Origin of the sequence: Shinella sp. G-2 (assembly GCF_050172695.1) — a bacterium.
Taxonomy (GTDB): Bacteria; Pseudomonadota; Alphaproteobacteria; order Rhizobiales; family Rhizobiaceae; genus Shinella.
In genome coordinates this window covers 76,798-103,105 of record NZ_JBBEYH010000001.1, presented here as the reverse complement: position 1 = coordinate 103,105, position 26,308 = coordinate 76,798, and the positions used below count along the sequence as shown (strand labels likewise).

At 65.7% G+C, this 26,308-nt stretch carries 23 protein-coding genes; 12 read left to right on the top strand and 11 right to left on the bottom strand.

Features of this window, described 5'->3' with window-relative positions; all coding sequences use genetic code 11:
• Window positions 1-64: 64 nt before the first annotated feature.
• Window positions 65-1,279 carry an MFS transporter gene (locus tag V8U06_RS00520; protein WP_427139049.1) on the bottom strand — a complete coding sequence of 405 codons (1,215 nt, stop codon included), beginning with the start codon at window positions 1,277-1,279 and terminating at the stop codon, window positions 65-67.
• A gap of 244 nt (window positions 1,280-1,523) precedes the next feature.
• Between V8U06_RS00520 and V8U06_RS00515 the strand changes: the two genes are divergently transcribed.
• Entirely contained in the window at window positions 1,524-2,744 is a 1,221-nt protein-coding gene (locus V8U06_RS00515) for a helix-turn-helix domain-containing protein (RefSeq protein ID WP_427139048.1), read from the top strand.
• A gap of 34 nt (window positions 2,745-2,778) precedes the next feature.
• Entirely contained in the window at window positions 2,779-3,411 is a 633-nt protein-coding gene (locus V8U06_RS00510) for a PQQ-binding-like beta-propeller repeat protein (protein WP_226918382.1), read from the top strand.
• Between the two features lie 63 nt (window positions 3,412-3,474).
• Here the strand turns inward: V8U06_RS00510 and V8U06_RS00505 are convergent, their stop codons facing one another.
• Window positions 3,475-4,335 (bottom strand): urea carboxylase-associated family protein, encoded by an 861-nt coding sequence (locus V8U06_RS00505; RefSeq protein WP_427139047.1) that lies wholly within the window; start codon window positions 4,333-4,335, stop codon window positions 3,475-3,477.
• A 295-nt stretch (window positions 4,336-4,630) separates the two neighbouring features.
• On the opposite strand from V8U06_RS00505, the gene V8U06_RS00500 reads away from it, so the two are divergent.
• The 4 genes from V8U06_RS00500 to V8U06_RS00485 all read left to right on the top strand — a co-directional run bounded on the left by V8U06_RS00500 (window position 4,631) and on the right by V8U06_RS00485 (window position 8,859).
• On the top strand, window positions 4,631-4,951 hold the full coding sequence (locus tag V8U06_RS00500; RefSeq protein ID WP_427139046.1) for a hypothetical protein: 321 nt from the start codon (window positions 4,631-4,633) through the stop codon (window positions 4,949-4,951).
• A gap of 127 nt (window positions 4,952-5,078) precedes the next feature.
• Window positions 5,079-6,434, top strand: coding sequence for a cytochrome P450 (locus tag V8U06_RS00495; protein WP_427139045.1), 1,356 nt, complete (start codon window positions 5,079-5,081; stop codon window positions 6,432-6,434).
• Window positions 6,435-6,445: 11 nt separating this feature from the next.
• Window positions 6,446-7,444, top strand: a complete 999-nt coding sequence (locus tag V8U06_RS00490) for a lysophospholipid acyltransferase family protein (protein WP_427139044.1) — start codon at window positions 6,446-6,448, stop codon at window positions 7,442-7,444.
• A gap of 149 nt (window positions 7,445-7,593) precedes the next feature.
• Entirely contained in the window at window positions 7,594-8,859 is a 1,266-nt protein-coding gene (locus tag V8U06_RS00485) for an NAD(P)/FAD-dependent oxidoreductase (protein WP_427139043.1), read from the top strand.
• An 83-nt stretch (window positions 8,860-8,942) separates the two neighbouring features.
• On the opposite strand, the gene V8U06_RS00480 is transcribed toward V8U06_RS00485, so the two are convergent.
• The 5 genes from V8U06_RS00480 to V8U06_RS00460 form a co-directional block, all read right to left on the bottom strand.
• Window positions 8,943-10,574 carry an FGGY-family carbohydrate kinase gene (locus tag V8U06_RS00480; RefSeq protein WP_427139042.1) on the bottom strand — a complete coding sequence of 544 codons (1,632 nt, stop codon included), beginning with the start codon at window positions 10,572-10,574 and terminating at the stop codon, window positions 8,943-8,945.
• Window positions 10,575-10,636: 62 nt separating this feature from the next.
• Complete coding sequence (locus V8U06_RS00475; RefSeq protein WP_226918366.1) at window positions 10,637-11,365, bottom strand: SDR family oxidoreductase; 729 nt, start codon at window positions 11,363-11,365, stop codon at window positions 10,637-10,639.
• Window positions 11,366-11,391: 26 nt separating this feature from the next.
• Window positions 11,392-12,636 (bottom strand): sugar ABC transporter permease, encoded by a 1,245-nt coding sequence (locus V8U06_RS00470; RefSeq protein ID WP_226918365.1) that lies wholly within the window; start codon window positions 12,634-12,636, stop codon window positions 11,392-11,394.
• Window positions 12,633-13,451 (bottom strand): ATP-binding cassette domain-containing protein, encoded by an 819-nt coding sequence (locus V8U06_RS00465; RefSeq protein ID WP_427139041.1) that lies wholly within the window; start codon window positions 13,449-13,451, stop codon window positions 12,633-12,635. Before V8U06_RS00465 ends, V8U06_RS00470 begins: the two co-directional genes overlap by 4 nt.
• A gap of 83 nt (window positions 13,452-13,534) precedes the next feature.
• Window positions 13,535-14,581: an ABC transporter substrate-binding protein gene (locus tag V8U06_RS00460; protein WP_226918363.1), complete on the bottom strand. Its 1,047-nt coding sequence runs from the start codon at window positions 14,579-14,581 to the stop codon at window positions 13,535-13,537.
• A 283-nt stretch (window positions 14,582-14,864) separates the two neighbouring features.
• On the opposite strand from V8U06_RS00460, the gene V8U06_RS00455 reads away from it, so the two are divergent.
• Window positions 14,865-15,884: a LacI family DNA-binding transcriptional regulator gene (locus V8U06_RS00455; RefSeq protein WP_427139040.1), complete on the top strand. Its 1,020-nt coding sequence runs from the start codon at window positions 14,865-14,867 to the stop codon at window positions 15,882-15,884.
• 69 nt (window positions 15,885-15,953) lie between these two features.
• Here V8U06_RS00455 and V8U06_RS00450 read toward each other — a convergent pair whose 3' ends face one another.
• From V8U06_RS00450 to V8U06_RS00435, 4 genes are all read right to left on the bottom strand, one after another.
• Window positions 15,954-16,841 (bottom strand): branched-chain amino acid ABC transporter permease, encoded by an 888-nt coding sequence (locus V8U06_RS00450; RefSeq protein ID WP_011982913.1) that lies wholly within the window; start codon window positions 16,839-16,841, stop codon window positions 15,954-15,956.
• A gap of 22 nt (window positions 16,842-16,863) precedes the next feature.
• The gene (locus V8U06_RS00445; RefSeq protein ID WP_427139039.1) at window positions 16,864-17,598 is read right to left on the bottom strand and encodes an ABC transporter ATP-binding protein; all 735 of its coding nucleotides are present in this window, start codon (window positions 17,596-17,598) and stop codon (window positions 16,864-16,866) included.
• 71 nt (window positions 17,599-17,669) lie between these two features.
• On the bottom strand, window positions 17,670-18,824 hold the full coding sequence (locus V8U06_RS00440; RefSeq protein WP_226918359.1) for an ABC transporter substrate-binding protein: 1,155 nt from the start codon (window positions 18,822-18,824) through the stop codon (window positions 17,670-17,672).
• Window positions 18,825-18,842: 18 nt separating this feature from the next.
• Complete coding sequence (locus V8U06_RS00435) at window positions 18,843-20,717, bottom strand: branched-chain amino acid ABC transporter ATP-binding protein/permease (RefSeq protein WP_427139038.1); 1,875 nt, start codon at window positions 20,715-20,717, stop codon at window positions 18,843-18,845.
• A gap of 169 nt (window positions 20,718-20,886) precedes the next feature.
• On the opposite strand from V8U06_RS00435, the gene V8U06_RS00430 reads away from it, so the two are divergent.
• Genes V8U06_RS00430 through V8U06_RS00410 form a run of 5 tightly spaced genes read left to right on the top strand, consistent with a single transcriptional unit; the run spans window position 20,887 to window position 25,970 of the window.
• A complete protein-coding gene (locus V8U06_RS00430; RefSeq protein WP_011982909.1) occupies window positions 20,887-21,768 on the top strand; it encodes a MurR/RpiR family transcriptional regulator in 882 nt (293 codons plus the stop codon).
• 44 nt (window positions 21,769-21,812) lie between these two features.
• Window positions 21,813-22,475 carry an isochorismatase family cysteine hydrolase gene (locus V8U06_RS00425; RefSeq protein ID WP_427139037.1) on the top strand — a complete coding sequence of 221 codons (663 nt, stop codon included), beginning with the start codon at window positions 21,813-21,815 and terminating at the stop codon, window positions 22,473-22,475.
• A 20-nt stretch (window positions 22,476-22,495) separates the two neighbouring features.
• Window positions 22,496-23,830, top strand: a complete 1,335-nt coding sequence (locus V8U06_RS00420; protein WP_226918357.1) for a glutamine synthetase family protein — start codon at window positions 22,496-22,498, stop codon at window positions 23,828-23,830.
• A gap of 11 nt (window positions 23,831-23,841) precedes the next feature.
• On the top strand, window positions 23,842-24,660 hold the full coding sequence (locus V8U06_RS00415) for an N-formylglutamate amidohydrolase (protein ID WP_427139036.1): 819 nt from the start codon (window positions 23,842-23,844) through the stop codon (window positions 24,658-24,660).
• Window positions 24,660-25,970: an aspartate aminotransferase family protein gene (locus V8U06_RS00410; RefSeq protein ID WP_427139035.1), complete on the top strand. Its 1,311-nt coding sequence runs from the start codon at window positions 24,660-24,662 to the stop codon at window positions 25,968-25,970. Before V8U06_RS00415 ends, V8U06_RS00410 begins: the two co-directional genes overlap by 1 nt.
• Window positions 25,971-26,308 lie beyond the last annotated feature (338 nt).

Genomic DNA, 26,308 nt, shown 5'->3' with positions numbered 1-26,308 from the left:
TTAAGCTGCCGCTGGCGCCTGCCATGGCGAGGCTGGGCCATGAGGCCCTCAGCCTCGTTCGTCCTCAAGCCGTTGCAAGCGCCTCGCGTCCCTTCGGCACCGGCCGGAACGTCATGGCGATGAGGAAGGCGCCGAGGCCGATGCCCCAGGAGCCGACATAGAGCCATGTGTAGCTGGCGAAGGTGTCGTAGATCAGCCCGCCGGCGACCGGCCCCAGCGCCATGCCGAGGCTGCCGGCCATGGCCGTGCCGCCGATGACGGTGCCCATCATGCGCAGCGGGAAGTTTTCCCGTGCGATGACAGCGTAAAGCGGCATGACGCCGGCATAGATGAAGCCGAAGATGCCCGCCACGAGATAGAAGGACGCAAGCCCGCCGGTAAAGATATAGGCGAGCGCCCCGAAGGCCTGCGCGAACAACCCGAGCACGAGAATGTGCTTGGCGCCGAACCGGTCACCGAGAATGCCGAAGACCACGCGCCCGCCCATGCCGGCAAGGCCCTCGATGCTGTAGATCGTGACGGCCGCGATCATCGGAATGCCGCAGGTAATGGCATAGCTGACCGTGTGGAAGATCGGCCCGGAATGGGTGGCGCAGCAGAAGAAGTTCGTGAGGCACAGGATGACGAATTGCGGCGAGCGCAGCACGTCCCGCGTCGACATCGCCTCCTGCGGCTCATCCGCCGCAGCCGCGCCGTCCCCGCCTTCCTGGAGAGCTGGCGGGCTCTTGACCAGCAGCGCGGCCGGGATCATCAGCACGGCGGCGACCAGCGCGATGACCTGCATCGAGGTTCGCCAGTCATGCATGGTCACGAGCCAGGCGGCGAAGGGCGACATGGTCATGGGCGCCATGCCCATGCCCGCCGAGACCAGCGAGACGGCAAGGCTGCGATGCGTATCGAACCAGCCGGTGACACAGGCCATCATCGGCGCGAAGACGGCGGCGACCGCCACCCCCACCATGAGGCCGAAGACGAACTGGAAGCCGACGAGCGAGGTGATCGTGCTTGCCAGAAGCAGGCTGACGACGAGCAGCGCCGAGCCCGCCAGAACGACGGGTCGCGGCCCCCAGCGGTCGGAGAGGCTTCCCCAGAACATGCTGGCGAAGGCCAGGGCGAGGAAGCCGATGGTCATGGCGGTGGAAATGCCGGTCACCGACCAGCCCGTTTCCTTGGAAATGGGCAGGAGGAAAACCGGTAGCGAGAACATGGCGCCGATGGCAACGCAGCCGAGCAGGCCCCCTGCCGCGACGATCACCCAGCGATAATGCGTATGGATCATGGTCATCTCCTTAGCGGTCGCCCGGCAATGCCGGGCCAGACTGTCCGACCGCATGAAAGACGCTGGCAGGATACCCGCTCCGACATCGGATGCGAAAGAATTTCGCATGGCCCTGTGGGCCGACGGGCGTTCCACCAGAAAGGGCTTGAATGCACGCAGCAAAACGCCTTTCCTCGGCAACGGACAGGCAAAGACTAGCGGCGGTTCGGGCGCAGGCGGGAGTTACAAGCGTGACGGGATTTGCATGGACTCGATGATCACAGCCGCCGCCCGGGCGCTTGCCGCCGGCGATCCGCTCGGCGCGCTCGACCGCGTGGCGCTGCGCGAGGACCCGCCGGCGCTGGCGCTGCGCGGTATCGCCATGGCCCAGCTCGGCGATCTCGATCGGGCCAAGACGCTCCTGAAAAGCGCCGGTCGCGCCTTCGGCCCGCGCGAGGCCGTGGCGCGGGCACGCTGCATCGTGGCGGAAGCGGAAATCGCCCTTGTCTCGCGCGACCTCACCTGGCCGGTCAAGGCGCTTTCGGCAGCCGGGCAAACGCTCGCGGCCCATGGTGACCACCTCAATGCCGCCCATGCGAGGACGCTGGCCATCCGCCGTCTGCTGCTGATCGGCGATCTGACGGAAGCCGCAGCGCGCCTTGCCGAGACGGAGCCCGATGCGCTGCCGCCCACGCTGCGGGCCGCGCACGAGTTGGCCGTCGCGGGCATCGCGGTACGCCGCCTGCATATCGATGCGGCGCGGGAGGCCTTTGCCCGCGCAACCGATGCGGCCCGGCAGGCGCGCATCCTCGCCCTGCTGCGCGAGGTGGAAGAGGCGGCGACCGTGCTGCGGCAGCCCGCCGCCCGGCTGCTGACGGCGGGGACGGAGCGCCCGTTGCTGCCGCAGGAGGTCGCAAGCCTGCTGACAACAGACACCCTGGTTGTCGATGCCTGCCGGCATGTCGTGCGCTGCGGCGAGACGACCGTCTCGCTCGCCACACGGCCGATCCTGTTTTCCCTGCTGCGCACGCTGGCCGAGGCCTTTCCCGGCGACGCGAGCCGGGAAAGGCTGCTTCTCGACGCCTTCCGCGCCCGGCATGCCGACGAATCCCACCGCGCGCGTCTGCGCGTGGAAATGGGGCGGCTGCGCGCGGAACTGGGAGGAGTGGCCGACATCACCGCGACGAAGACCGGCTTTGCGCTCGCGCCGAACAATGGCAGGCCCGTTGCCGTTCTCGCCCCGCCGCTGGATGAGCCGCATGCCGACGTGCTCGCGCTCTTTGCCGATGGCGAGGCCTGGTCGACCTCGGCGCTCGCCATCGCGCTCGGCACCAGCGCGCGCACCGTGCAGCGCGCGCTCGAAGCGCTTTCCAGCGCCGGCAAGGTGCAGGCGATCGGCCGCGGGCGCACCCGGCGCTGGCTGACGCCGACGCCCGGCGCCTTCTCGACACTCTTGTTACTCCCGGGCCCCCTGCCCGGCGGTTAGGATAGGGTCACAAGCGATCCAAAGGAGATTTTCGATGCGCACGTCCAAGGCGGAGATCCTGCACGAATACGGCCCCTTTCCCGGCGTGGAACAGATCGGCGGCGTCACCTTCGACGGCAAGGCCGTCTGGTTTGCCGCCGGTGACGCCGTCCATTCCATCGACCCCGAGGACGGCCGCATTCTCGGCACCATCGACATGGCCGCCCATGCCGGCACGGCCTACGACGGCCGCCATCTCTTCCAGATCTCCGAAGACAAGATCCACAAGATCGATCCCGCCTCCGGCACCGTGCTCGCCACCATTCCCGCACCCGGCAATGGCGGTGATTCCGGCCTCACCTGGGCGGAAGGCTCGCTGTGGGTGGGCGAATACCGCAGCCGGCAGATTCACCAGATCGATCCGCAGACCGGCGCGGTCATCCGCGTCATCCAGAGCAACCGCATGGTGACGGGCGTGACCTGGGTGGATGGCGAACTCTGGCACGGTACCTGGGAGGGAGAGGAAAGCGACCTGCGCCGCATCGATCCGGAAAGCGGCGCCGTGCTCGACACGATCCTTATGCCCGAGGGCACCGGCGTCTCGGGTCTGGAATCCGACGGCGCCGACCGCTTCTTCTGTGGTGGCGGACGAAGCGGCACGATCCGCACCATCCGCCGGCCGCGCTAGGGCCAATCGCCGATCCATTCGGCCCGTGCGATCAGCATCGGCCGAATGGCGATGAGTCCCGGGTTAGAGGCCGTGGGTGCCGTCATAGCCGTTGACCGGCGGCGGCGCCCAGCCTTTCGGCAGGCCCTTGGCCTTGTAGATCTCGACGACCATGGGATAGCAGGCCGCCGTATCGGAAGAGTGCTGCGACGAGCAGTCCCCACCCGGGCAGGCCGACATGCAGCCGAGCAGATCGATCTCGGCGAAGAACTCCAGATAGTCGCCCGGCCGCACCGGGCTCGCCTTCATGAAATACTGTCCCGTGTCGCGCGTGAAACCGGTGCACATGAAGACGTTCAGCACGTCATGCACGTAACCTTCCGCCTCACGCGGCGCCATGCCGGTCTTTTTGGCGAAGGCGCGCGTCAGGTTGGAATGGCAGCAATGATGATACTGGCCGCCGTGGCTCAAGAGGTTGTTCGTGTAGGGGTCGCAGCGCGTGCCGATGACATCGTGTACCGCGCCGCCGAATTCGTCGAAGCCGTACCAGTCCAGCGTATCGTGCGTGATGGTGGCGATGGGGCGCAGATAAGGGAAATTCGAGAAGAGCTGGTCGCCAAGGCCGACATGGGTACCGTTCAGCGCCCGCGTCTTGCCGGTATAGAGCCGCTCGCGCAAATCGTTGGCATTGAAGAGATTGAGGTCGCCGACCTGCGGTCCCTCGCTGCTGACGATGCGGCAGAAATGCCCGGCCGGCACCGTCCAGGTAGCGGCCTCGCGCGGCGGCACGACGACGGTTTCCACCAGCTCCAGATCGTCCCGAAGAGCGCGGTAGGCGGCAAGGTCCGGCCGCGGCAGGGTCTCGACCGGGTAGCAGATCACCGGCGTGATGGCCTTGCGGGCCTCTGCATCCGCAGGCGCTGCGGTTATCGGATTGGGCTTCATGACGTCCTCCTCCTCAGGGGCCTTGCCGGCGCGCAGACACCACGCGTCCTCGGCCCGATCTTGTTTTCAGTCTTGTTGAATAACCCTAGCAATATTGTTCAACACAATCCAGTCCAGGTCGCGACGGCACGTGTCGGATGTACGGTGGTGAAAGGTCCCTATCCGGAACAATCCGGCGGCGGGACGATTGTGCAAGCATGTGCATGCCAGAAACCACCCTCCCCTCGGTCGCGGGGCCTTTACCGTCCCGCCGCGCGGGACCGTCCTTCCACCGAGCCCGGCGCGTGGCCTAGCGATGGACTGGTCCTTCATTCAGCAGAATTACGACTGGCTCGGCCATATGGTCGAGGGGCTTGTCATGGCCGTCGTGGTCGCGGCCATCGCACGACCGCTCTACTGCTGGCGCGACAGCTTCGTCATCGGCCTTGCCTTCGCTATCGGCCATTTCCACGGCCGCGAGAAGCGGGACTACGAGGTTTCGGTCCATATGAAACCGCCCCATCTCGACGGCTATCGCTTCTGGGAGTGGAACTGGGACCAGGCGACGGACTTCTGGCCGACCGCGCTCCTGTTGATGATGCTGCTTTATGCCCTCATCGCCCGGCGCCGGGCCTGAATCCTGTTCGCGCCCAGGTTGACAGATGCAGCCCGTTGTTTAGACGTTAGCCAAACAAACAATTTGGCTTTGCATGCTCGCCTGGCTCCAGAAACCGGTCCACTTTCACGAATTCATAGGCGACGGCGTGCTCGAGCCCGTGCGCGCGCAATATTATGCCGGCCCGCCGGGAAAACCGCTCAATCTTCTCCTGCAGGCGCGCGCCGATTTCCTGTCGATCTGGCGTGCCGGCGACTATAGCGAAAACGTTTCGCAAATCCGCATTCTCGGCCGCCAGGTCGTGCTGGTGAACAGCCCCGCGCTCATCCGCGACGTGGTCGTCAAGCGGCAGGACAACTACGAGCGCAAGAGCCCGCAGATGCGGCGCGCGCTGGAGCACCTGCTCGGCGACGGCCTCTTCATTTCCGACGGCGAGACCTGGCGCCAGCGGCGCGCGCTCGTCGCCGACATCGTGCACATGAACCGCGTGCCCGCCTTCGGGCCCGTCATGGAACAGACCGCAAGCGAACTCGTCGAGCGCTGGCGCGGCATGCCCGAGGGCACCACGCTCAACGCCCTGCACGAAATGGCCGGCCTGACGGCGGAGATCATCTCACGCGCCGTCTTCGGCAATCAGCTCGGCGAGGAGGGCGCGGCGGCCGTCACCGAGGGCTTCACCAGCTACCAGTCGCTGATCGATTCGATCAATCTCGGCTACTTCCTCGGCTTCGACGATGGCCTGCCGATCCTGCGCACGCCCTCGCTGCGCCGCTCGGTCAAGCGTATCCACAGGATCATCGACAAGGTCGTCGAGGATCATCTTGCCGGCCGCGGCGACCACAATTCGATGGTCGAGCTGTTGATCCGCCGCCAGCAGCGCAACCCCGAACTGAAGCTCGACGTGGTGGCGCTGCGCAACGAGGCCGCAACGATCTTCATGGCCGGCCACGAGACCACGGCCGCGACCCTGACCTGGGCCTGGTATCTGCTGGCCCGCGCCCCCTGGGTGGAGCGCGCCGTCCACGAGGAGATCGCCCGTGTCTGCGGCGACCGCACGCCGACCATCGACGACGTGCCGAACCTCGAATGGTGCAAGGCGGTCATCGAGGAGACGCTGCGCCTCTATCCGCCGGTGCCGATCCTGGCGCGGCAGAACCGCAAGGCAGACCAGCTGGGCGGCGTCGACATCGCCGCCAATTCGCTGATCCTCATCGTGCCGTGGCTGCTGCACCGCACCGAGAGCCTGTTTCCCGAGCCGCACCGCTTCCGGCCCGAACGCTTCCTGGAAGGCCGCCGGCCGACGCCCTATAGCTACATTCCCTTCGCCAGCGGCCCGCGTGTCTGCCCGGGCCTGCATTTCGGCCTCACCGAGGCGGTGCTGTGCCTTGCCGCCATCGCCCAGCGCTTCCGCGTACGGGTTCCGGAAAACCATAAGGTGGAGCCGGTCTGCCGGCTCACGCTGCGCCCGCGCGACGGCCTGCCGATCACCATCGAGAAACGCTGAGGAGCCGCGCCGTGACGGACCAGCCGCCCCACAAGGCCGAAGGCCTCGCCCGCCGCAAGGCCTGGTTCTTTTCGAGCGGCGACCGGCCGGGCCTGTCGGCGCTTTTCGCCGGCCGCGAGGCGCGCCAGCGTTTCCTGACCTACTGGGTCAAGGACAATCTCTGGAACGCCGCCCACCTTCTCGGCCACTATTCCCTGAAGCTGCTGCCGATGGATGTCGTCTCCAACCTCGGCGGCTGGCTTGGCCGCTTCGCCATCCCCCGCTTCCACAAGGTCGCGGTGCACCGGGCGCGCGCGACGATCCGCACGCTCCGTCCCGATCTCTCCGAAGCCGAGTGCGAAGCCCTTGTGGCCGAGAACCAGCGGTCGCAGGGCCGCATCATGACGGAGTTTTCCGTCGTCACCCGCATGATCGACCACCCCGAGCGCATCCGCTACGAGGGCCTTGAAATCATCGAACAGGCCGTCCGTGCGGGGCCGACGATCATCGTCGGCCTGCATCTCGGCAATTGGGAAATCGGCCCGATCCTGCTGCAGAAGATCAACGTCTCGCCGCACACCTTCTATGTGCCGCCGACGGAACGGGCGAAGGCCTGGATCGCCAGGCGCGTACGCACGAAGACCGGCGTACAGTTCCTGCCGCCCGGCTTCCAGGGCGTGCGCCCGGCCCTCAAGGTCCTGCAGAAGGGCGGCGTCGTCAACGCCTTCTGCGACGAAGGTTTCCGCGGCGTCATCCGCGGCCCCTTCTTCGACCGTCCGCCCCATATGGAAGGCAACATCGCCCTCATCATCCGCCTCGCGCGCATGACGAACGCCACGATCTGCCCCTGGTACAACATCCGCACGGAAGGCTTCCGCTTCGAAGCCAGGGCCCTCGCCCCCATCCGCCTGCCCCCCGAGGAAAAACCGGGCGAACGTTTCCTCGAAGACATGCTCCACCTCAACGCCGCCATCGAACCTGTCGTGCGGGCGCATCTGGACCAGTGGTATTTCCTGGACAGTTCGCTCTGAGACGGTCGCAGCAGAACGCCTCCACGAAACGCATTCATGGCCGCCATGCCGGCGGTGCCCGTTGCCCCAAAGGCCTTCGGGATATTAACGCTTGCTGGCTGCGATGGGCTGTGACTTTGATCCGGTAGATTTCCCGGAGAGGATTCGACATGCACAAGCACAAGGTCGTCATCGTCGGCGCTGGTTTCGGTGGCATGCAAGCGGCCAGGAGCCTGCGGCATCCGGATATCGAGATCACCATCATCGATCGCCGCAATCACCACCTGTTCCAACCCCTCCTCTATCAGGTCGCCACCACGCTTCTCGCGACATCGGAAATCGCCTGGCCCATCCGCTCCGTCTTTCGCAACCGGCCCGACATTTCCACGCTCCTCGGCGATGTCGTCGGCATCGACCGGGAGCAGAAGCGCGTTGTCCTGCGGGACGGCCACACGGTCCCCTTCGATACGCTGATCCTGGCGACCGGCGCGCGGCATGCCTATTTCGGCCGCGACGAGTGGGAACCCTATGCACCCGGGCTGAAGGCCCTCGAGGACGCGACGACCATCCGGCGGCGCCTCCTGCTCGCCTTCGAGCGCGCGGAACTGGAGACGGATCCGAAGGCGCGCGAGGCCCTCCTGACCTTCGCCATCATCGGCGGCGGTCCGACCGGCGTCGAGCTGGCCGGCATCATCGCGCAGCTCGCGCACCACACGCTGGTCAAGGAATTCCGGTCGATCGATACCAGAACCAGCAGGATCGTTCTCGTCGAGGCAGGCCCGCGCGTCCTGCCGGCATTTCACCCGGACCTTTCCGGCTATGCCGAACGCGCCCTTGAAAAAATCGGCGTCACCATCCGGACAGGAATACCGGTGACCTCCTGCGGCGAGGACGGGATACGGATCGGCGAGACGTTCGTGCCGGCGCAAACGGTGATCTGGGCGGCGGGCGTCCAGGCGTCGAAGGCAGGACAATGGCTCGATTGCCCGACGGATCGCGCCGGGCGCGTCATCGTCGAGCCGGACCTGACCGTGAAGGGAATGCCTGAGATCTTCGTGATCGGCGACACCGCGCTCGTTACCGGCCCGGACGGAAAGCCGGTCCCCGGCATCGCGCCCGCCGCAAAGCAACAGGGCAAATATGCCGCCGGCATCATCCGGGATCGCCTGTCAAGCAAGCCGAGCCCGAAGGCCTTCCGCTACCGGCACCTCGGCAATCTCGCCACCATCGGACCGAGCGCCGCGGTCATCGAACTGGGCCGGATCCGCCTGAAGGGATGGCTCGCCTGGTGGATCTGGGGCCTTGCCCATATCTACTTCCTGATCGGGACCAGGAGCCGCCTCGCGGTCGCGATGAGCTGGTTATGGACCGCCGTGACAGGGCTTCATTCGGCGCGCTTGATCACGCAGAAGGAAACCCTGAAGGGCGAAGTCTAGCGGCGGCAAGGCGGCCAGAGGCCGTATGCGGGGCGATTGCGACGCCATCGCCCTTCCAGCAGTCGCGCAATTGTGTCGCCTGCCTAGCGGATTTCGCGGGCGAGCGATTGCAGGCGCTGGAAGGCAGCGTAGCGTCCTGCATGCAGATCCGCGGTTTTGCCCTCGGCGGGTTGATAGCTGCGGTCGGTTGCAGAAAGGGCCGACATGGCCGACCGCACATCCGCGAACGCACCGCCGGCGACGCTGCCGAGAATGGCGGCCCCCAGCAGCACCGGTTCTTCTGCCCGCGTCGCGAGCAGCGGCTTGCCCGTCGCGTCGGCGAGAAGCTGGCGCACGAGGTCGAGTTGCCCGGCGCCGCCACTGATGACGATCCGGTCGATCGGTGCGCCGGCCGCCGCCTGCGCATCGATGATCTGCCGCAGGCCGTAGCCGATACCGCAAAGGCCGGCGATGTAGAGGGCGACGAGATTGTCTATATCGCGCTCCATGCCGAGGCCGACGATGACCGCGCGGGCGTGCGGGTCGGCGAAGGGCGCGCGGTTGCCGAGGAATTCCGGAACGACATGCAGGCCATCGGCAAGCCTTGCCACGTCGGAAAGCGCATCCGCCTTCTCCGCGGCCAGTTCCGCCAGCAACACCGGCAGGGAGAGGCCGCGCGATTTTGCAAGCGCCGTGGCCTCGCTCACCGCCGGATGGAAGGAGAGAAGCTGCTCGATGGCGGCGCCTGCCGCCGACTGGCCGCCTTCGTTGAGCCACATGCCGGGCACCATGGCGGAGAAATACGGCCCCCAGACCCCCGGCACGAAGACCGGTTCGTGGGTCGAGGTCATGGTGCAGGACGACGTGCCGAAGACATAGCCGAGATTGTTTTCCGGCGGGCCGTCGACACCGACCGTGCCGATGCCGCCCGCATGGGCGTCGATCATGCCGGCTGCGACAGGCGTTCCGACGGCAAGACCGAGCTCGCCTGCCGCCTGCGCCGTCAGGCCGGCGCCGACAGGCGTGCCGGGCTCGACGACCCGCTGGCCGATGCGGGCGAAATCCTCGTCGGCGAGGACGCCGAGGCCGATGCCCCGGAAATAGCTGGAATCCCAGCGTTTTTCATGGGCGAGATAGGTCCATTTGCAGGTGACCGTGCAGGTCGAGCGGGCGAGATCGCCCGTCGCACGCCAGGTCAGGAAATCGGCGAGATCGAAGAATTGCCAGGCGGCGTCGAAGACCTGCGGGCGGTTCTCCTTGAGCCAAAGCAGTTTCGGCGTCTCCATTTCCGGCGAGATGATGCCGCCGACATAGCGCAGCACATCGTATTTGCCGGCATTGATGCGCTCGACCTGCTCCACCGCGCGGTGATCCATCCAGACGATGATATCGCGCTGCGGATCTTCCGAGGGGCCGACGGGCAGCGGCGCGCCCCCTTCCCCCAGCACCACCAGCGAGCAGGTCGCATCGAAGCCGATGCCGGCGATCGTTTCCGGTGCGACACTCGCCTTCTCGACAGCCTCACGCACCGAAGCGCAGACGGCAGCCCAGATTTCCGTGCTCGACTGCTCGACCATGGCGCCCGGCTCGCGAAACAGCGAAATGTCGCGCTTTCCGGAGGCCAGCATGCGGCCGGACAGATCGAAGAGGCCGGCTCTGGCGCTGCCCGTGCCGACATCGACGCCGACGAGGTAGCGGTCGCCGCCCGCGGGGCGTGCGGAGGATGGAGTGTTCATGGGTCTACCGCCTGCAATCAGGAACATTTGGGGCAAGCGGCATCGCGCCGCTTGCCGCGCTTTCAGAGATCGACGCTGTTGGGCAGGATGACGAGGTCGCGGATCGTCACGTTGCGCGGCCGTGTCAGCATGAAGAGCACGGCATCGGCCACTTCCTTCGGCTGCATCAGGCTGCCATTGGCGAGCGCCTCGTCCATCTTCTCCTTCGGCCAGTCGTCGAGCAGCGCCGTGACGACCGGGCCCGGAAGAACCGCGCCGACACGCACGCCATGCTGCGCCACCTGGCGGCGCGTGGAGTGCACGAAGGCCTGCACGGCAAACTTGGACGCCGTGTAGATCGGCTCCCAGATGACGGGCACGACACCGGCAATCGACGAGGTGAAGAGGATATCGCCCGTCTTCTTCTCGATCATGTAGGGCAGAACCGCATGAACCGAGCGGAAGGCCGCGTTGATGTTGAGGTTCAGCATGCGGTCCCAGGCATCGGGATCGCCCTCGGCCACCGGGCCGCCGATATAGGCGCCGGCATTGGCGTGGAAGACGTCGAGCCCGCCGGCAATCTCGAGGATACGCGGCAGCATGCCGGAGACGTCGGACGGCGTCAGCAGGTCGACGACGAGCGGCAAGGCATTCGGTCCGAGCTCCCCGCACAGATGCTCCAGCTTGTCCTTCGCCCGGTCGACGAGCACCACCTTCGCACCTTCGGCAATGAGCGTCCTGGCGCATTCGAGGCCGATGCCGGAGGCGGCACCCGTGATGGCGGCGATCTTGCCCTTCATGAGGTCAGCCATGGTCTAAAACTCCATTCCAGATTTCGTTAGGCGCGGCCGTGGCTGACGCGGGAGCGACGGGCGAGCGAATCGACGATGACGGCGATGGCGAGGACCCCGCCCGTGATCATGTAGCGCAGCGAGGACGACAGGTTGAGCAGCGTCAGACCGTTCGAGATCGCCTGAATGACGATGATGCCGAGCAGGGCCGAATAGGCGCTGCCGCGTCCGCCGAAGAGGCTCGTGCCGCCGATCACCGCTGCGGCGATTGCGTTGAGGTTGACGTCGCCCGTACCGGCCTGCTGGCTGGAGGAGGCAAGGCGCGAGGCCGAGAGGATGCCGCCGAGCGCCGCGAGCGTCGAGCAGAGCATGAAGGCGCTCATATAGATGCGGCGTACATTGATACCCGAACGGCGTGCGGCTTCCTTGTTGCCGCCGACGGCGAACATCGAGCGGCCCCATTTCGTGCGGGTCAGCGCATAGTTGAGGATGACGGCGAGCCCCACGAAGAGGGCGAACATCCACGGAAGGCCGCGGCCGAGATTGAGATAGAAGACGGCAGCCTCCAGGGCGGCCGTCAGCAGGACGGCCTTGAGAATCAGCGCGCGCATCGGCTGAGCGGACAGGTTGACGGCGAGACGCTGGCTGCGGGTGCGAAGACCGCGACCGATCATGACGAGGCCGGGCACGAGAGCGAGCGCATAGGACAACCAGTCCGGCATGATCAGGATCTGGCCGAAGCGCACCAGCGAGGAAGCGTAGGGCAGATTGATCGAGCCGGTCGGGCCGAGAATGTAAAGCTGCAGGCCGAGCAGCGCGAGAAGGCCGGCGAGCGTGGCGACGAAGCTCGGCATGCCGAGGCGATTATAGAGCGTCGCATAGAGCAGGCCGACGCCCGCACCGACGACGAGGGCCGCGAGGATGGCGCCGACGATCGGCCAGCCCTGGTTGACCCAGAGCACGCCGACCATGGCCGAGGCAAGGCCGCTCATCGAGCCGACCGAAAGGTCGATTTCGCCAAGCACCAGCACGCAGACGATGCCGAGCGAGATGACGCCGACGGTGGCGCAGTCGAACAGCAGGTTCACGAGGTTGTTCGGCGCAAGGAAGATCGGGTTCAGCGCGGAAAACACGATGGAGATGACGACGAGGCCGACGGCGACGGGCAGCATGCCGAGATCACCGGAGCGCACGCGGTCGATGAACCCCTTGGCCATGGCGGCGAGGCTGTCGTCATGGCGCACACGCTCGTCACTGCGGTCCAGCATGGGTTGGGACGGATTCTGGCTCATGCTGCTCCCCCTTGATGGTCCTGGGCTTCACCGGCCTTGCGGTCGGCGCGACGCGAGACGGAATTGTCCGTGGCGCCGGTAATGGCGGAAATGAGGTCCTGATTGGAGGATTCGGGCGTGAAGACGCCGTTGTTCTTGCCGAGACGCAGCACGACGATCCGGTCCGCCACGGCGCGCACATCCTCCATGTTGTGGCTGATGATGATGACGCCGAGGCCCCGGTCGCGCACGCGCTCGATGAGGTTCAGCACCTCCGCCGTCTGCGCCACGCCGAGGGCGGCGGTCGGCTCGTCCAGCATGATGAGTTTGGGATTGAGCAGCAGCGAGCGGGCGATGGCCACCGTCTGGCGCTGGCCGCCGGAAAGCGAGGCGATGGGTTCGCGGACGGAGGGAATGCGCGCGGCAAGCTCGCGCAGCAGCGTCCAGGCGCGCACTTCCATCGCCACTTCATCGAGCGCCCAGGGCGAGATTTCATGGCCGAGGAACAGGTTGGCGACGACGTCGAGGTTTTCGCAGAGCGCGAGATCCTGGAAGACGGTGGCGATACCCATGTCCAGCGCCTTGGCGGGCGTGTCGAGCGAGACCTGCTGGCCGCAGAATTCTGTCGTGCCGGACGAAGGCTGGTGCACGCCGGCGAGCACCTTGACCAGCGTCGACTTGCCGGCGCCGTTGTCGCCGACCAGCGCGACGACTTCGCCCGCCTTCACATCGAGCTCGATATCCGTCAGCGCGGATACGGCCCCGAAATTCTTGGATACGCCGCTGAGACGTATGACCGATTGCCCCTTGGCGGGAAGACTGTGCGTGGCTGTCATGGCCCCTAGAACCTTCAGAAAGACCTTACGACGGATCGGAGTGTCCGGCCGCGGGAGGCCACGGCCGGACACGATGGGCTCAATTAGTTGATGATGCCGAGTTTGCGGCAACCTTCAACATATTCGCCCGTGCAGACCTCTTCCGGCTTGTTGATGCCCTTGTCGAAGATTTCGGCCTTGATGTTCTCCGCCGTCACGACCGCCGGAACGAAAAGCTGCGAAGGCGTTTCGTAGAGCTTGTGGGTCGCTTCCGGGGTCTCGCCCTTGAGCAGCGCGACGGCGACGTTGGCCGCGGCCGCGGCCACGATTTCCGACGGCTTGGAGATCGTATTGTACTGGTCGCCCGAGATGATGAGCTGGAGGGCCGCGATCGTCGCGTCGTTGCCGGTCACCGGCGGCATTTCCTTGACGCCGGCAGCCTTGAGGGCCGCGATTGCGCCGCCGCCCGTGCCGTCATTGGCCGCCACGATGCCCTTGATCTCCTCGCCGAAGCGGGTGATCTGGCCTGCAGCCCATTCCTGCGCCTTCGGCGGCGCCCATTCCGGCGTATCGAATTCTGCGAGCGTCTTGTAGGGCGAAGCCTTGAGCGCCTCGTGGATACCGTCACGGATGAGGCCGGCGGCCGCGTCGGTCGGCGAGCCGTTGATCTGAAGCACGCCGGCGCCATCCGGAACGCCCTTCGCCTTCAGGTGCTCGACCAGCGACTGGGCAATGGCCTTGCCGATGCCCTGGTTGTCGAAGGAGACGTAGTAGTCGGCCGGCTTGTCCGGGATCGGGCGGTCATAGGCGATGACCTTGACGTCCTGCGACTGGGCGATCTCGACGAGCGCAGCGGCGGCCGCGGAATCGACCGGGTCGAGAACGATGACCTTGGCGCCCTGCGCGATGACCGAGTTGAACTGCTGCTGCTGGAGTGCCACGTCGGCATTGGCATTCTGGTAGATGACCGTGCAGCTGGCGCACAGCTTTTCCATCTCGGCCTTGAAGCCCGGATAGTCGTGCTGCTCGTAACGGGTCGAGGCCTGATCGGGCATCAGGAACGCGACGGTCGCGTTTTCCTGGGCAAGCGCGGCGCCGGCGAGCGACAGGGCAAGGCCGGTCGAGGCAAGCAAAGTGGTAAGCGTCTTCATTGGTGTTCCTCCACGGTTGATTTTCGCAGTCATGTTCGCCGGCGACCTCAAGCCGCCAAGGGCGACAGGCTCGACCCCTCCACGCACCTTCAGCGCGCAGATCATCGTTCGCTGCAGCCACGCCGCAACGTCCGGTTCGTCGGTGCTCCGTCTGACTCCTCCCTTGGGTCAGCCTTGCTGTTCAGGCAACTTCATCGATGGAGCATGCTTGCTCAATCGATGAAGCAAGAATTGTCACCAATCGTCATTGGTGTCAAGGTGGCTTTCGAAATGGAGATGACATGTGAATCGGACGAGCCCACCGAAAAGGACGACCATCTATGATCTCGCAGAGCTGGCAGGCACTTCCGCCAGCGCGGTAAGCGCCGTTCTCAACGGCAATTGGAAGAAGCGGCGCATCAGCGCCAAGCTTGCCGAGAAGATCACCAAACTGGCCGAGGAACAGGGCTATGCGCTCAACATGCAGGCGAGCGTCCTGCGTCGCGAGCGCTCGAGGATCATCGGCATGATCGTACCGAAATACGACAACCGCTATTTCGGTTCGATCGTCGAGCAGTTCGAGGCGCGCGCGCGCGAACGCGGCCTGTTCCCGATCATCACCTGCACGATGCGCGACCCGGCGCTGGAGATGGAAGCGGCGCGCGCCATGCTGTCCTACCAGGTCGACTGCCTCGTCGCGACGGGCGCGACGGACCCCGACCGCATCGTCGACCTTTGCGCCGGCGCCGGCGTGCGCACCATCAATCTCGACCTGCCCGGCTCCAGGGCCCCCTCCGTCATTTCCGACAGTTACGGCGGCGCGCTGGAACTGACACGCCGCGTGCTCGCCAATTGCGAGCGGGAGTATGGCCTGAAGGCCCCTCTCCTCTTCGTGGGCGGCCGTGGCACCGATCACAACACGATGGCGCGCGTGCGCGGCTTTCGCGACGCCCATGCGCAGGCGGGCATCGCCGTGGACGAGGCCCTGGTCCAGACCTGCGGCTATGCGCCGGAAAAGGCGGAAAACGCCATGCGACAGCTTGCCGAACGCACGAGCGATCTGCCGCGTGGCATGTTCGTCAATTCGACGATTTCCCTGGAAGGCGTGATGCGCTGGATTCGCCGCTCCGGCCACTATGCCGAGCGAATGCCCCATCTCGGCTGCTTCGACTGGGACCCCTTCGTCGCCATGCTCGGCGACCATATCGAGATGGTGCGGCAGGACGTGCCGAAAATGCTGGAGGCCGTCTTCGGCATCATCGATTCCGGTTCGACGGACCCCACCATCGTGGAAATCCCGACGATCATGGAGAAGACCGGCTGACGTTGCCGATACGACGTGTGCCTTACGAACCGGAAGCGCGAAAGCGTATCAATCGCCCGCTCAGCAATTTCAGAGCTTCACGATTGTCTTGCGCGCCAGCAAGCCTTGTGGTGCGAACAACAGGACGGCGATGACCAGCAGGATGGTGAAGGCGTCGCGGTAGCTGATCAGGTTTTCCGGCAGATAGGCTTGCAGGAACACCTCGATGAAGCCGAGCAGGAAACCGCCGGCAACGGCGCCCGACAGGCTGCCGAGACCACCGATGATGGCCGCGATGAAAGCCTTCAGGACCGGAAGGAACCCCATCAGCGGATCGACGCTGCCGCGCTGCGCCACCCAGAGGATGCCCGCGACGCCGGCCAACAGGCCGGAAATCGCGAATGCCGTGGCAACGACCGCATTGGCGCGGATGCCCATGAGGCGGACGATGGCGAAGTCCTCCGCCGCTGCCCGCATGGCACGGCCCAGCACGGTGGTGCGCAGGAAGAGGTTCAGGCCGACCAGCATGATGACGGTGACGAGAATGGAGATCGCCTGGATGACGCCGATATTCAGACCGCCGATCTCGATCGTTCCGGAAAGGCTCATCGGCATCGGCACGGGCTTGGGGCGGGCCGAGATGAAATTCTGGAACAGCACGCGCAGGATGGCGCTGACGGCAAAGCTCGTCAAAAGCAGCGTCGTGCCGCTCGCCCCGCGGACCGGGCGAAAGGCGGTGCGCTCCATCAGCAACACCAGCGCAATGGCGACCGCCATCGCCAGAACGGTGGCAAGACCGAAAGGCAGACCGAAGAGCAGCGCGAAGCACAGGCCGTAGCCGGCGGCGGTCATCAGCTCGCCATGGGCGAAATTGATGAGACCCATGATCGAGAAGACGACGGCGAGACCGAGCGCAAGCAGCGCATAGGTGCCGCCGAGGCTGAGCGCGTTGACCAGTTGCTGCAGGAACATGTCCATGGATGGTTTTCTTTCTTGCCGGTCACGCGCCGAGATAGGCGCCCTGGATTTCGGTGGAGTTGCGCAGTTCGGCGGCGGAGCCGGACAGAACAATGCGGCCGTTCGCCATGACATAGCCGGTATCGGCAATCTCGAGCGACAGCGAGACGTTCTGCTCGACAAGCAGGATCGTCAGTCCGCGCGCGCGCAGGCTCGCGATCAGTTCGAAAATCTGGTCGACGATCTGCGGCGCAAGACCGAGCGACGGCTCATCGAGCAGCAGCAGGTCCGGCGAGGACATCATCGAGCGGGCAATCGCCAGCATCTGCTGCTCGCCGCCGGAAAGCGACCCGGCCTTCTGGTACAGCCGCTCCTTGAGGATCGGGAACCGCGACAGCATGTCTTCGCGCACCGCGTCTATCTGTCCCTTGCCCTTGTGCATGGCGCCGCCGAGAAGCAGGTGCTCATCGACCGTCAGCGTCGGGAAGATGCGGCGCCCTTCCGGCGTCAGCGTCATGCCCATGCGCACGATCATTTCCGGCGGCAGCGCCGAGATATCCTTGCCGGCGAAGGTCACGCGGCCAGCCCGCTTGGCGGCAAGCCCGACGAGCGCATTGAGCGTCGAACTCTTGCCCGCGCCATTGGCGCCGAGCAGGGTGACGATCTCGCCCTTGCGCACCTTGAGGTCAACGCCCTTCAGCGCCTCGACCGGCCCGTAGGCGACCTTGAGGCCGCTGACGTCGAGCAAGGGATTCGGGTCGGGATTGTCATGCATCATCGGGCACATCCGCTTCAGCCATACGGGACGGGAAAGCCCTCCGGCCATCGCCGGAGGGCACTGCTTCAAGGTCAGGGCGCCGGAACGTCTTCGGCAGCCGGAACGCCCTGGTTGACCAGCGAGCGGTTGCCGCCCTCGATACGCACCAGCGAGACGGAGCGCAGCGGCATGCCCTGCGTGCCGGCATAACTGATCTTGCCGGTGACGCCTTCGACGTTTTCCAGCGAGGCGATTGCCTCGCGAATGGCCGTCGATTCGATGCTGTCCGCCTTGGTCACGGCCGCCTCGATGACCTTGCCGAGATCGTAGCCGTTGGCGATGTAGACGGTGTCCGGATCCTGGCCGAACTTCGCCTTGTACTTCTCGTTGAAGGCGGCGAGCGGGCTGCCCTCCGTCGCAAAGCCGGCCGTGGTGAAGACCACGCCGTCGACCAGCGCGCCAAGGCCGAAGGTCGTCGGGGAATCGATGCCGTCGCTGCCGAGGATCGGCGTCGTGACGCCGGCACCGCGCAGCTGGCGGATGAAGGCCGGGAAGTCAGGCTCATAGGCCGCGGTCATGATGACATCGGGCGCCGGGTTCAGCGCCTTGATCTTGGTAACCTCGGCGGAAAAGTCCTGCTGGCCCATGCTGTAGGTGCCCTCGCCGATCACCTCGCCGCCCTTGCCCTTGAAGCTGGTGGCGAAATATTCCGGCAGCTTGAGCGTATAGGCCGTATCCGGCGACTTCAGCACATAGGCCGTCTTGAAACCCTTCTCCTTGGCGTAGTTCGCCAGCACCGCAGCCTGCACGTTGTCGGCCGGATAGTTGCCGAACATGTAGTCGCCAACGGCGAGCGGCATGGTCGGCGTCGTGGCGCAGAAGGAGAAGGCTGGGATCTGCGCGGCCTGGGTGATCTGACCGGCGGCGATCGACGGATCGGCGTCGCAGGGCGTGATCAGGATCTTGATGCCCTCGTCGACGAGTTCCTGTGCGACGAGCGCGGTCTGCGCGGCATCCGAGCGGGTATCCTTGGCGATCAGCTTGATCGGGAACTTGCCGGCGATGCCGCCGGCCGCGTTGATTTCGTCGACGGCCATCTGAAGGCCCTTCAGCGAGGGCTGGTCGTAGGGCGCAAGAGCACCGGTCTGCGCGGTGGCGAGGCCGATGGCGAGGTCCTCGGCGAGCGCGGGAAATGCCAGCGCACCGAGCGCCGTGGACAGGATAAGGGCCTTCAATGTCGTTTTCATTTTATACTCCTCTGGCGGTTATGCGGGGTTGCCGGCGGCATGGGGATCGATACCCGGCAGGGCAGCGCCGGTTGCCGGCTTGGTCTCCTGGGCGGCCGAGCGGCGCCGGCCGATATAGGCTTCGATGACAGCGGGGTTGGCCTGGATTTCCGCCGGCGTGCCGATGGCGATCTGCTGGCCCTTGTTGAGCACCACGACGATGTCGCAGAGCCGCATGATCAGCTTCAGGTCATGCTCCACCACCAGCAGGCCGAGGCGGTGTTTGGTGCGGATGCGGTCGAGCACCGTCATCAATTCCTGCGTTTCGGCCGGGTTCATACCGGCGGCGGGCTCATCGAGCAGCAGGTAGCGGGGTTTCAGCGCCAGCGCGCGGGCGATTTCCAGTCGCCGCTGCGCGCCGTAGGAGAGCGTGCCGGCGAGTTGACCGGCAACCTCGACAAGGCCGACTTCCGCCAGCGCCTCGCGGGCAAGATCCACCGGATCGCGGTCCTTGGCGATGGCGCTTGCGGCAACCGTGACGTTTTCCAGGACGGTGAGGTTCTTGAAGAGGCGGATGTTCTGGAAGGTACGGGCAAGGCCCGAGACCGGCACGCGATGCACCGGCAGGGACGCCACGTCCGTGCCATCGATCATCACCCGGCCGGTCGAAGGCGGCACGACGCCGGAGACGCTGTTGATGAGCGTCGACTTGCCGGCGCCGTTCGGGCCGATCAGGCCGGTGACGAGACCGGGACGGATTTCGAAATCGGCCTTTTCAAGCGCGACGAGGCCGGAAAAGCGCCTGCCGACATTTTCAACCCGCAACGTCCCCGCATGGCTCGCCGCGGCTTGCGCGGGCTCATCCGTTGCAGGCTTCGCCGCGCCGGCAGAAAGACGCTTGAGGAACGGCACCTGCTCGTCGAGTTCGCGCACCCCGAGCAGCCCGTCCTGAAGGCGGTACATGACGAGCAGGATCGCAAGGCCGATGCCGATATCGGTCAGGCCGAAGACCGTCGGAAGCTGGAAGACACCGAGATCGACGCCGCCCTCCAGCTTTCTCAGGAGCTCCACGATGACCATGATGACCGCCGTGCCGACCACCGCGCCGGAGACGGTGCTGATGCCGCCCAGGATCAGCATGGCGAGAAGCATGAAGGTGAGATTGAAATAGAAATCCTTCGGCGAGAAGGCGCCGATGAAATGGGCGAACAGCACGCCGGCCGCGCCGGAAAGGATTGCCCCGAGTACCCAAGCGAAAAAGCGGTGCAGACGCACATTCACGCCGACCGCCGTCGAGGCTATCTCGTCCTCCCGCGAGGCGCGCAGCTTCATGCCCGCCGCACTGTCGCGATAGATACGGGCAATGGCGACGGCAAGCACCGCGAAGGGCAGCGCCACCCAGAGGTTCACCGCGCGCGGAATGCCGAAGAAGGTCTGGCTGCCGCGGGTGAAATCGCTGGAAGCGACGAGCACGACATGCACGATGACGAGAAAGCCCAGCGTGCAGATCGAGGCCGAGGAACCGCCGAGCCGGGCGACCGGAATGCCGATGGCGACCGCGGCCAGCGCAACGACGAGAAGCGCGACGAGAAGCGCCGGCAGGAAGGGCATGCCCCATCCCATGAGCCATTCCGGCAGATGGGGAAGCGCCGTTTTCTGCACGATCGGATTGATGGTCAGGAGACCGGAGGCGTAGGCGCCGATGGCCATGAAGCCCACATTGCCGAAGGAGATGATGCCGGAATTGCCGCTGTAGATGCCGATGCCGATGACGGCGACGGCGTTGATCAGGAACAGCGTGACCAAGCGTTCGCCCGCGCCGGGAAAGAAGCCCTTCGCCACGAGGGCCGCGACCACCAGGGGGAGCACCGTCGCGACGATCCCGACGACGGTCCCGCGCCTTATGCGCACCATCAGCATTCTCCCGAATTTGTGGCGCCGTTTTCCGGAGCCTGTTCCCGCAACAAACGTTAATCCAGAAAATCAATATGTCAATCTTGTTTCATTTTTTATTGTCTGCTAGCAATAATGTAACAAAATTAAAATCGCGCCAGCGACGCCGATCATGAGGGGGAGGCAGGCAATGGCCATTCGAGATCGCCTGACGGACGGGGAAATCGACTTCACGCGGGCGGAGCTGAAGATCGTGCGGCAACTGCTGTCGAACTATCCGGCAGCCGGCCTCAACACGGTCGCGCACCTGGCCGCCGCCGCCGGCGTCAGCAATCCGACGGTGGTGCGCTTTGCCAACAAGCTCGGCTATGACGGCTATCCGGAATTCCAGACGGCGCTGCTCGGCGAAGTGCAGGAGCGGATGAGTTCGCCCCTGTCGATGCTCGACACGCGAAAGCCCTCGCTGGAGCAGGAGAATTTCTATCAGTATTTCCTGCGCGCCAGCATCCATGCGCTGGAATCCTCGATGCAGATGCTGCCGCCCGACGATTTCGAGGCGGCCATCGACGCCGCCGCCGACCTGAACATGCGCGTCCATTGCCTCGGCGGACGCTTCAGCGGCTTTCTCGCCGGGTTGCTCTGGTCGCACATGAAGCAATTGCGCGGCGAGACCCGCTGGATCAACGGCACCCAGGCCGACCAGGTCGACTGGCTGGTCGATCTCGGCAAGCGCGACGTGCTCTTCGTCTACGACTACCGGCGCTACCAGATCGATACGATCCGCTTTGCCCGCCAGGCCGCCAAGCAGGGGGCGCGCATCGTGCTCTTCACCGACCGCTGGGTCTCGCCGATCGCCGAATTCGCCTCGGTCACCCTCACCGCGGCGGTCGACACGGTCTCGCCCTACGACACGATGGTGCCCGCAATCGCCCAGACCGAGGCGCTGATCGCCGGTCTGACGGCACGCCTTGCCAACCAGTCGCGCGGCCGCATCGAGCGCATGGAAGAGCTGCGCCGCAGCTACGGCATTACCGAGGACGCCTACGGCACGCCGACCGACGGCAGCAAGTGACATTCCGCCCGGACGTGCGAACCAACACCCATTGGAGGACAGACATGACTGCGATTGAAGTGCAACACGGCAGGGACCTGCTGCGACGCGACAGCGCCTACGAGGACGGCATGACCGCCCTGCTCTATGTCGACATGCAGCGCATCTGGTGCGAGCCGAACCTCGATCCGACCCATCCGCAGGACGCCGATAGCTACTACCATCGCCGCCTGCGCGACATGGTCGTGCCCAATCAGGTTCGCATTCTCGAGGCAGGCCGCAAGGCCGGCTGCAACGTGCTGCACACGATCATCGAAAGCCTGACGCTGGACGGCCGCGACCGCTCGCTCGACCACAAGCTCTCCGACATGCATGTGCCGAAGGGGTCTCCCGAAGGACAGGTCATCCCGGCGCTCGCGCCCATCGACAACGAGATCGTACTGCCCAAGACCTCGTCGGGCGTCTTCAACTCGACGAACATCGATTATGTGCTGCGCAATCTCAACACGCGTTACCTCATCATTGCCGGCGTCGTCACCGACCAGTGCGTCGACATGGCCGTGCGCGATGCCGCCGACCGCGGCTATCTGGTGACGGTCGTCGAGGACGCCTGCGCCACCTACAGCCAGGAACGGCACGACGCGGCGATGCGCGCCTATTCCGGCTATTGCTGGATCACCGACACCGAAACCGTCGTCCGTCGTCTTGCCACGCTCGGCCAGGCCTGATCGCTTCAAAGGGGAACAGCATGAATGACAAGACGCTCTCCGGCCTGACGGAACTTGCGACCTTCGTCACGACGGATATCGCCGGCATCACCCGCGGCCGCAGCTTCGCCGCCTCCGAAATCGAGGATTACCTGCGCAAGGGCGTTGGCTGGGTGCCGGCGAACCTGGCGCTGACGCCGTTCGACCTCATCGCGGATCCCAATCCCTGGGGCTCTGCCGGCGACCTGCGCCTGATGGCCGATCCCGCAAGCAAGGCGCGCGTCACCTGCCTGCCGGATGAAACGCCGCTGCATTTCTACCATGCCGACATTACCGACCTGAAGGGCGAGCCTTGGGATTGCTGCGTGCGCAGCTTCCTGAAGGCGACGCTCTCCCAGTTCGAAAAGGAAGCAGGCCTCAAGGTCGTCAGCGCCGTCGAGCAGGAATTCCAGGTGCTCGGCGCCGACTGGCCCGCCGCCCCCGCCTTCGGCCTGCGCGCCCAGCGCCGCGCCGAACCCTTCGGCTCGCTGCTGATGACCGCGCTGAAGGAAGCCGGCGCCGAGCCGGAAATGTTCCTGCCGGAATATGGCAAGGACCAGTTCGAAGTTACCTGCCGCCCCGCCCCCGCACTCGTCGCGGCGGACCGCGGCGCGACGATCCGCGCCGTCACGCGCGAAGTCGCCGCCCTCTTCGGCTGGCATGCCAGCTTCGCGCCGAAGACCGATCCCGACGGGGTCGGCAACGGCGTGCACCTGCATGTCAGCTTCACCGATCTCGACGGCAACCCCGTCACCTTCGACGCCGCCCGCCCCGGCCGGCTTTCCAGGGTCGCCGGCGCATTTGCCGCCGGTGTCATCAAGCATCTGCCGGCGCTCGTCGCCTTCACCGCGCCGTCCGTTCTGTCCTATATGCGCCTCGTGCCGCATCACTGGAGCGCGGCCTATACCTGCCTTGGCGAAAAGAACCGCGAGGCGACGCTGCGCATCTGCCCGACGCTCGACCTGCCCGGCAGCAATCCGGCCAAGCAGTTCAACATGGAATACCGTGCAGCGGACGCCTGCGCGAGCCCGCACCTGTCCCTGGCCGTTCTGCTGCGCGCCGGCCTCGAAGGCATCCGCGCCGGACTGGAACAGCCGCCGCTGATCAATTCCGACCCCTCGGCATTCTCGGCCGAGGAACAGGCCCGGCTCGGCATCCGCCGCCTGCCGTCGAGCCTTGCCGAAGCGCTCGACACGCTTGCCGCGGACGAGGTGGTGACCGGCTGGTTCCCGAAGGACTTCCTCGATTGCTACTTCGCCATGAAGCGCAAGGAGATCGAGATCGTCGAAGGGCTTTCGCCCGAGGCGCTCTGCGCACGCTACGCAGCCGTTTATTGAGTGGGCAGGCCATGACCTCGACCAAGACCATCCCACGTCCCGAGAACCGATGGCGGCACGATCCCGGTCGTCCGTTGCTCGCCATCGACGAGCCGCCGCCCTATGCGGTGATCAACCCCGACGGCGCCTCGCCCTATCTGCTGCTGTGCGAACATGCCGCCAACCGCATTCCGCGCACGCTCGGCGATCTCGGCCTGCCCGAGGCCGAGCGGCGCCGCCACATCGCCTGGGATATCGGCGTCAGCGCCCTTTCGCAGCATCTCAGCCGCACGCTCGATGCGCCGCTGTTCATGGCCAACTATTCGCGTCTGGTCATCGACTGCAACCGGCCGCTTGGCGTGCCCTCGGCCATTCCCGAAGTCAGCGAGACGACCGAAATCCCGGGCAATCTCGATCTGACGGAGGCCGAGCGGCAGCAGCGCATCGACACGCTGTTCACCCCCTACGCCGCAGCCGTCGCGCGGCGGCTCGATCGCCTGCAGGCGGAGGGCAAGCGCCCCATCGTCGTCGGCATCCATTCCTTCACGCCGGTCTATTTCGGCAAGCAGCGCCCCTGGCACGCCGGCATCCTCTATGGCGAGGCCACCGGTTTCGGCCAGACGCTGATCCGCGAACTGCAACACGACGCGGCGCTGACCGTCGGCGACAACGAGCCCTACAACATCCACCCCGACGAGGATTATACCGTGCCGGTCCATGCCGATGCCCGCGGGCTTGCCGGGGCGTTGATCGAGGTGCGCCATGACCTGATCGACACGCTTGCAGGCGTCGAGGAATGGGGCGACCGGCTTACCCGCTGTTTCGAAACCGCCCTTCGGGAGCATGGCTGATGGCCGACAGTCTCTATACGCGCGACGAAGCCGCCATCGGCAGCCTGCAGAAGTTGCGGTTCTTTTCGCTGGCCGTTACCGGCGGAAACGGCGCTCGGCTGGTGGAGGAAGACGGACGTCATCTCATCGACCTGACAGGCGCCTGGGGCGCGGCCAGCCTCGGCTATGGCCACCCCGCTCTTGTCGAAGCGGTCTCCCGCGCCGTTGCCGATCCGGCCGGCGCAAGCATCCTGTCGGCCTCCAACGGACCGGCCGTAACGCTCGCCGAACGGCTGCTCGCCACCTTTCCCGACCGCGGCACACACAAGGTCTGGTTCGGCCATTCCGGCTCGGACGCCAACGAGGCCGTCTATCGGGCGGTGATGAAAGCAACCGGCCGCTCGGGCGTCATTGCCTTCGTCGGCGCCTATCATGGCTGCACCGTCGGATCGATGGCCTTTTCGGGCCACAGCGTACAGGCCGACGCCGCGAAGGCCGATGGGCTGATCCTACTGCCCTATCCCGATCCTTACCGCCCCTACGAGAACGACCCGACGGGTGATGCGGTCATCGCGCTTCTCAAGGAGAAGCTTTTGGCGGTACCGGCGGGCTCCATCGCCGCTGCCTTCATCGAGCCGATCCAGTCGGATGGCGGGCTCATCGTTCCGCCCGAGGGATTCCTGCGCAAATTCGCCGATACCTGCCGCGCCCACGGCATCCTCGTCGTCTGCGACGAGGTGAAGGTCGGGCTTGCCCGCAGCGGCCGCCTGCATTGCTACGAGCACGAGGGTTTCGCGCCGGATATTCTGGTGCTCGGCAAGGGTCTTGGCAGCGGCCTGCCGCTCTCGGCGGTCATCGCACCGGCCGAAATTCTCGATTGTGCCAGTGCCTTCGCCATGCAGACCCTGCACGGCAACCCGGTCTGCGCGGCCGCCGGCCTTGCGGTTCTGGAAACGATCGAAGCGGAGGCGCTTGCCGCCGCCGCCGAGCGCAAGGGCAACCTGCTGCGCGAAGGTCTGGGCCGGCTTGCGGAGCGGCATGCGCTGATCGGCGATATCCGTGGCCGCGGGCTTGCCTGCGGCGTGGAGCTCGTTCGCGACCGGCAGAGCCGCGCGCCGGCAAGAGCCGAGACTGCGAAGCTCATCTACCGCGCCTACCAGCTCGGCCTCGTGCTGTATTATGTCGGCATGAACGGCAACGTGCTGGAATTCACACCGCCTCTGACCATCACCGAAACCGATATTCAGGAGGCGCTGAACCTTCTGGATCGCGCCTTCCGCGAACTCTCTGCCGTTTCGGACGAGGAAATCGCGCAGTTCGCAGGCTGGTAGAACGGTCAGGGACAGATCGCCGCGCCGGCGGTTCTTCTCACGCACGCCCACCCTTCGCGTAGTCGTGCCGGACGCGCGAACGGATAGAACACGCCACATCAAATGACCGGGCCACGGTGCTCGGCGATGATCAACCGCAATCATCTGCCGCGCCATTCCTGGCCAGAACCCTCCAGAGATCCGTCCAGTTGACCCTATCCCTGATCGACATGGGGCGGGTTCCCGTGACGGGAACAGCGGCGAGCGCTCAAGCCGACACCTGCGAGCGGAGGGCGTCCGAGCCTCGGCAATCCTCAGCGACGATATCCGTCCACGCCCTTGATCGCCCGGATGAGAGC

What these genes read in the sequence shown, in the direction of transcription:
- V8U06_RS00475 (WP_226918366.1), bottom strand. Translation starts at nt 11,365, where the DNA reads ATGGCTGACCTCATGAAGGGCAAGATCGCCGCCATCACGGGTGCCGCC.
- V8U06_RS00480 (WP_427139042.1), bottom strand. Translation starts at nt 10,574, where the DNA reads ATGAACACTCCATCCTCCGCACGCCCCGCGGGCGGCGACCGCTACCTC.
- V8U06_RS00485 (WP_427139043.1), top strand. Translation starts at nt 7,594, where the DNA reads ATGCACAAGCACAAGGTCGTCATCGTCGGCGCTGGTTTCGGTGGCATG.
- V8U06_RS00420 (WP_226918357.1), top strand. Translation starts at nt 22,496, where the DNA reads ATGAATGACAAGACGCTCTCCGGCCTGACGGAACTTGCGACCTTCGTC.
- V8U06_RS00520 (WP_427139049.1), bottom strand. Translation starts at nt 1,279, where the DNA reads ATGATCCATACGCATTATCGCTGGGTGATCGTCGCGGCAGGGGGCCTG.
- V8U06_RS00450 (WP_011982913.1), bottom strand. Translation starts at nt 16,841, where the DNA reads ATGGACATGTTCCTGCAGCAACTGGTCAACGCGCTCAGCCTCGGCGGC.
- V8U06_RS00510 (WP_226918382.1), top strand. Translation starts at nt 2,779, where the DNA reads ATGCGCACGTCCAAGGCGGAGATCCTGCACGAATACGGCCCCTTTCCC.
- V8U06_RS00415 (WP_427139036.1), top strand. Translation starts at nt 23,842, where the DNA reads ATGACCTCGACCAAGACCATCCCACGTCCCGAGAACCGATGGCGGCAC.
- V8U06_RS00505 (WP_427139047.1), bottom strand. Translation starts at nt 4,335, where the DNA reads ATGAAGCCCAATCCGATAACCGCAGCGCCTGCGGATGCAGAGGCCCGC.
- V8U06_RS00465 (WP_427139041.1), bottom strand. Translation starts at nt 13,451, where the DNA reads ATGACAGCCACGCACAGTCTTCCCGCCAAGGGGCAATCGGTCATACGT.
- V8U06_RS00445 (WP_427139039.1), bottom strand. Translation starts at nt 17,598, where the DNA reads ATGATGCATGACAATCCCGACCCGAATCCCTTGCTCGACGTCAGCGGC.
- V8U06_RS00430 (WP_011982909.1), top strand. Translation starts at nt 20,887, where the DNA reads ATGGCCATTCGAGATCGCCTGACGGACGGGGAAATCGACTTCACGCGG.
- V8U06_RS00460 (WP_226918363.1), bottom strand. Translation starts at nt 14,581, where the DNA reads ATGAAGACGCTTACCACTTTGCTTGCCTCGACCGGCCTTGCCCTGTCG.
- V8U06_RS00435 (WP_427139038.1), bottom strand. Translation starts at nt 20,717, where the DNA reads ATGGTGCGCATAAGGCGCGGGACCGTCGTCGGGATCGTCGCGACGGTG.
- V8U06_RS00440 (WP_226918359.1), bottom strand. Translation starts at nt 18,824, where the DNA reads ATGAAAACGACATTGAAGGCCCTTATCCTGTCCACGGCGCTCGGTGCG.
- V8U06_RS00425 (WP_427139037.1), top strand. Translation starts at nt 21,813, where the DNA reads ATGACTGCGATTGAAGTGCAACACGGCAGGGACCTGCTGCGACGCGAC.
- V8U06_RS00470 (WP_226918365.1), bottom strand. Translation starts at nt 12,636, where the DNA reads ATGAGCCAGAATCCGTCCCAACCCATGCTGGACCGCAGTGACGAGCGT.
- V8U06_RS00515 (WP_427139048.1), top strand. Translation starts at nt 1,524, where the DNA reads ATGGACTCGATGATCACAGCCGCCGCCCGGGCGCTTGCCGCCGGCGAT.
- V8U06_RS00410 (WP_427139035.1), top strand. Translation starts at nt 24,660, where the DNA reads ATGGCCGACAGTCTCTATACGCGCGACGAAGCCGCCATCGGCAGCCTG.
- V8U06_RS00500 (WP_427139046.1), top strand. Translation starts at nt 4,631, where the DNA reads ATGGACTGGTCCTTCATTCAGCAGAATTACGACTGGCTCGGCCATATG.